This is a genomic window from Pseudoalteromonas sp. SR45-5 (assembly GCF_014163565.1).
GTDB lineage: Bacteria > Pseudomonadota > Gammaproteobacteria > Enterobacterales > Alteromonadaceae > Pseudoalteromonas > Pseudoalteromonas distincta.
The window spans coordinates 1-4,279 of sequence record NZ_JACJDN010000339.1 but is presented as its reverse complement, the minus strand read 5'-3'; the positions used below and the strand labels follow the sequence as shown (position 1 = coordinate 4,279).

The following is a 4,279-nucleotide window of genomic DNA, read 5'->3' as shown; positions in this document are numbered from 1 at the left end:
GGCTTTTTTTATGCTTGTAAATTAGGTGATATAAATTACAGCAATGCTTTTAGTTTATATAACAAATCGTGCGCTTGGCGTGGCGATAAATTATCAGGGTCGATTGCGCTTAACTGCTCTTCAACTTCTGAAGGTGTACTTTGTGCAATTTCGTTATTAAAAGTAAAGGCTTGTTGTTCTGTATTTGGTGCAGTAACGCTTTGATGATTTTCAAGCAACTTAAGTTTTTGCTTTGCTTGTGCAATCACAGCTTTTGGCACTCCAGCAAGAGCGGCTACTTGTAAACCAAAGCTTTTGCTTGCTGCACCGTCGAGCACTGTATGCATAAACGCAATAGTGTCGTTATGCTCTATTGCATCAAGGTGTACGTTTACAAGGCCCGTAGTTTGCTCAGCAAGTTCTGTTAATTCAAAGTAGTGCGTAGCAAACAATGTTTTAGCAGATATTTTTGATGCTAAATGATCGGCTGTTGCATACGCAAGAGAGAGTCCATCATAAGTACTTGTACCGCGACCAATCTCATCCATTAATACTAAAGACTGCGCCGTGGCATTATTTAAAATAGTCGCTGTTTCGGTCATTTCTACCATGAAGGTTGAACGCCCTGATGCTAAATCATCGCTTGCACCAATACGTGTAAATATGCGGTCGATATTACCAATTTTAGCGCTGTCAGCGGGTACATAACTGCCAATGTGAGCCATTAAAACAATAAGTGCCGTTTGGCGCATATAGGTTGATTTACCGCCCATGTTTGGACCGGTAATAATTAGCATTTTACGTTGGCTGTTTAATTCAACAGGGTTAGCAATAAACGGTTCTTTCATTACTTGTTCAACAACAGGGTGACGACCTTGCTTAATGCTTATATTGTCGTTATCGCACAATTCTGGTTTTGCATAATTGAGTGCGAATGCACGCTCAGCTAAATTGTTTAAAACGTCTAAATCGGCCAATGCTGCTGCCATCATTTGCAACTGCTCAATATGTGGAGCAATAAATCTAAACAGCTCCTCGTATAGTTGTTTTTCAAGCGCGAGAGCTTTTGATTGGCTACCGAGTACTTTATCCTCGTGCTCTTTAAGCTCTGGAATAATGTAGCGTTCGTTATTTTTAAGCGTTTGGCGACGAATGTAGTCGGCTGGCACTAAGTGCGCATTAGCTCTACTTACTTCAATAAAAAAGCCATGTACGCGGTTATAACCAATTTTAAGCGTACTAATGCCCGTACGTTCGCGCTCTCGCAGTTCTAATTGCTCAAGTACGTCGGTTGCACCTTTGCTTAAGTTACGCCACTCATCAAGTTCACTATTGTAACCTGGAGCAATAACACCACCGTCACGAATAAGTACCGGTGGGTTTTCTATCACAGCTCGTTCTAATAACGCTTGTAAATCAGGGAGTTCAGGCGAGTGCTTGATGATACCTGCTATACGAGGATCGTTAGCGTCAGCTAACAAAGTATGCAGTGGTGCAAGTGCTTGTAGCGCACTGCGCAGGCGAGTTAAATCACGCGGGCGTGCAGTACATAAAGCTAGGCGTGCAATAACACGCTCTACATCACCAATCTCTTTTAATGATTCGTGTAATTCACCGCAAAGCTGCGCATCTAAAATAGCGCTAATTGCATTTAAACGTGAATTTAGCTCGTCTTTATTACGAATTGGTGTATGAATACGGCGCTTAAGTAAGCGAGAACCCATTGGCGTTGCTGTTTTATCAAGTACTTGAGCAAGTGTATTTTCAAACCCGCCCGATAAATTAACAGTTAATTCTAAATTTTTACGGGTAGCGGCATCTAAAATAACAGCGTGTTCGTTGTGCTCAAGCGTAATTGCACGAATATGTGGCAGTGCAATACGTTGTGTATCTTTTACGTATTGCATTAGGCAACCTGCAGCAACAAGCGCGCTATGGGCTTTATCAACACCAAAGCCAACTAAATCTTTAGTACCAAACTGATCGCATAATAAGTGCTGAGCCGTATCTAAGTCGAATTCCCACTCTGGGCGACGGCGAGCGCCTTTTATATGTTCAATTAAATGAACGTTTTCAAAGCTTTCGCTATACAGAAGTTCGGCTGGTGATAGGCGCTGAATAGTTGAGCTAAAGGCTTCGTCGGTATTTACTTCGACAATATTAAAACGACCAGAGTTAATGTCTAAATAAGCAATCCCGTATAGGCCTTTTTTACTTTGCCAAACGCTGGTAAGGAGATTGTCTTGTCGTTCTTGTAAAAGCGCTTCATCAGAAATTGTACCGGGTGTAACTATACGCACTACTTTACGATCAACAGGGCCTTTACTGGTTGCAGGGTCTCCCACTTGTTCGCAGATAGCGACTGACTCACCCATTTGGACTAGACGTGCTAAGTAGTTTTCTACCGCATGGTAGGGTACGCCCGCCATAGGGATAGGATCGCCGCCAGCTTTACCACGATGAGTTTGCGAAATATCGAGTAATTGAGCGGCGCGTTTAGCGTCATCAAAAAAAAGTTCGTAAAAATCGCCCATACGATAAAACAATAAAATATCGCGATGCTCTGATTTTATTTTTAGATACTGCTGCATCATAGGGGTTTGTTGTTTTATAGTGTGTGGTGCATAAAGATCAAACGACATGTATTTACCCAAAGGCTGAATATGGAATTACATCAAGAGATTAAAACACTTGCTGCGCAATTAGGCGCTATTTTAACGGATAAATGCTTATGGATCACTACTGCTGAGTCATGTACTGGTGGCGGAGTGAGTTATGCGCTTACCGATACACCTGGAAGTTCAGCTTATATCGACCGTGCATTTGTTACTTATAGTAACCAAGCAAAGCAAGATTTGCTCAATGTTAGTGCTAGTACATTAAATCAATACGGTGCTGTGAGCGAGCAAACAGTCCATGAAATGGCAGTAGGTGCTATTAAAGCTACAAACGCTAATATATCTATAGCTGTATCGGGCATTGCAGGGCCTGGCGGGGCGACAGAAGGTAAACCTGTTGGACTTGTATGGTTTGGCATACAAATTGATGACAAAGTACTGACCTTTAAACAAATATTTACTGGTGATAGGGCTCAAGTAAGACTGCAAGCTATTGTATTTGCATTAAAAAGTGTAATAGATGAGATAAAATGAAAAAATTAGCTTGATACTGTGATTTCATACAGTATACTTGTTCGCATTAGCTGGATTGGAGAACAAAATGAACGATAACAAACAAAAAGCGTTAGACGCAGCACTATCACAAATTGAACGTCAATTTGGTAAAGGCTCAATTATGAAATTGGGTGACAACAAAGCGTTAAACATTGAATCTGTATCTACAGGTTCACTAGGTATTGATATTGCCTTAGGCATAGGTGGCTTACCTATGGGACGTATTGTTGAAGTGTATGGTCCTGAGTCATCTGGTAAAACAACGCTTACTTTACAAGTTATCGCAGAAGCTCAAAAAGAAGGTAAAACATGTGCTTTCATTGATGCTGAGCATGCTCTTGATCCTGTATATGCACAAAAACTAGGTGTAAATATTGATGACCTTTTTGTATCTCAACCTGATACAGGTGAGCAAGCACTAGAAATTTGTGACATGTTAGTACGTTCAAGCGCAGTAGACGTCGTTATTATTGACTCGGTTGCTGCACTTACACCAAAAGCTGAGATTGAAGGCGACATGGGCGACTCGCACATGGGCTTACAAGCACGTTTAATGTCACAGGCATTACGTAAGCTTACTGGTAATATTAAACGTTCTAACACGTTATGTATTTTCATTAACCAAATCCGTATGAAAATTGGTGTTATGTTTGGTAACCCAGAAACAACAACGGGTGGTAATGCACTTAAGTTTTACGCATCGGTACGTATTGATATTCGTCGTATTGGTTCTGTGAAAGAAGGTGATGAAGTTGTTGGTAACGAAACCCGCGTTAAAATTGTTAAAAACAAAGTAGCGCCGCCATTTAAACAAGCTGAATTTATCATCATGTATGGCGAAGGTATTTCTAAGCAAGGCGAGTTAATTGATTTAGGTGTTAAGCATAAAATTGTTGAAAAAGCAGGTGCTTGGTACAGTTACAGTGGCAACAAGGTTGGCCAAGGTAAATCTAACTCAATTAAGTTTTTGAAAGAAAACCCAGAAATTGCAGATGAGATTGAAGGTAAGTTACGCGAAATGCTTTTACTAAAAGCAACTATTGAACCTGAAGACGGTGAAGATAAGTTAGGCGACGATCCAGACCTTTAAACTGCACCCAAATGAGTTTTTAAGCTTGATTTGACCC

At 40.8% G+C, this 4,279-nt stretch carries 3 protein-coding genes; 2 read left to right on the top strand and 1 reads right to left on the bottom strand.

What is annotated here, in order from left to right; translation table 11 throughout:
* Positions 1 to 35: 35 nt before the first annotated feature.
* Entirely contained in the window at positions 36 to 2,621 is a 2,586-nt protein-coding gene (gene mutS, locus H5072_RS12825; protein ID WP_182693730.1) for a DNA mismatch repair protein MutS, read from the bottom strand.
* Positions 2,622 to 2,642: 21 nt separating this feature from the next.
* On the opposite strand from mutS, the gene H5072_RS12820 reads away from it, so the two are divergent.
* Together H5072_RS12820 and recA are read left to right on the top strand one after the other, a co-directional pair.
* Positions 2,643 to 3,131: a CinA family protein gene (locus tag H5072_RS12820; RefSeq protein WP_024597314.1), complete on the top strand. Its 489-nt coding sequence runs from the start codon at positions 2,643 to 2,645 to the stop codon at positions 3,129 to 3,131.
* Positions 3,132 to 3,198: 67 nt separating this feature from the next.
* Entirely contained in the window at positions 3,199 to 4,242 is a 1,044-nt protein-coding gene (gene recA, locus H5072_RS12815; RefSeq protein ID WP_002958952.1) for a recombinase RecA, read from the top strand.
* Positions 4,243 to 4,279: the final 37 nt, after the last annotated feature.

What these genes read in the sequence shown, in the direction of transcription:
- mutS (WP_182693730.1), bottom strand. Translation starts at nt 2,621, where the DNA reads ATGTCGTTTGATCTTTATGCACCACACACTATAAAACAACAAACCCCT.
- H5072_RS12820 (WP_024597314.1), top strand. Translation starts at nt 2,643, where the DNA reads ATGGAATTACATCAAGAGATTAAAACACTTGCTGCGCAATTAGGCGCT.
- recA (WP_002958952.1), top strand. Translation starts at nt 3,199, where the DNA reads ATGAACGATAACAAACAAAAAGCGTTAGACGCAGCACTATCACAAATT.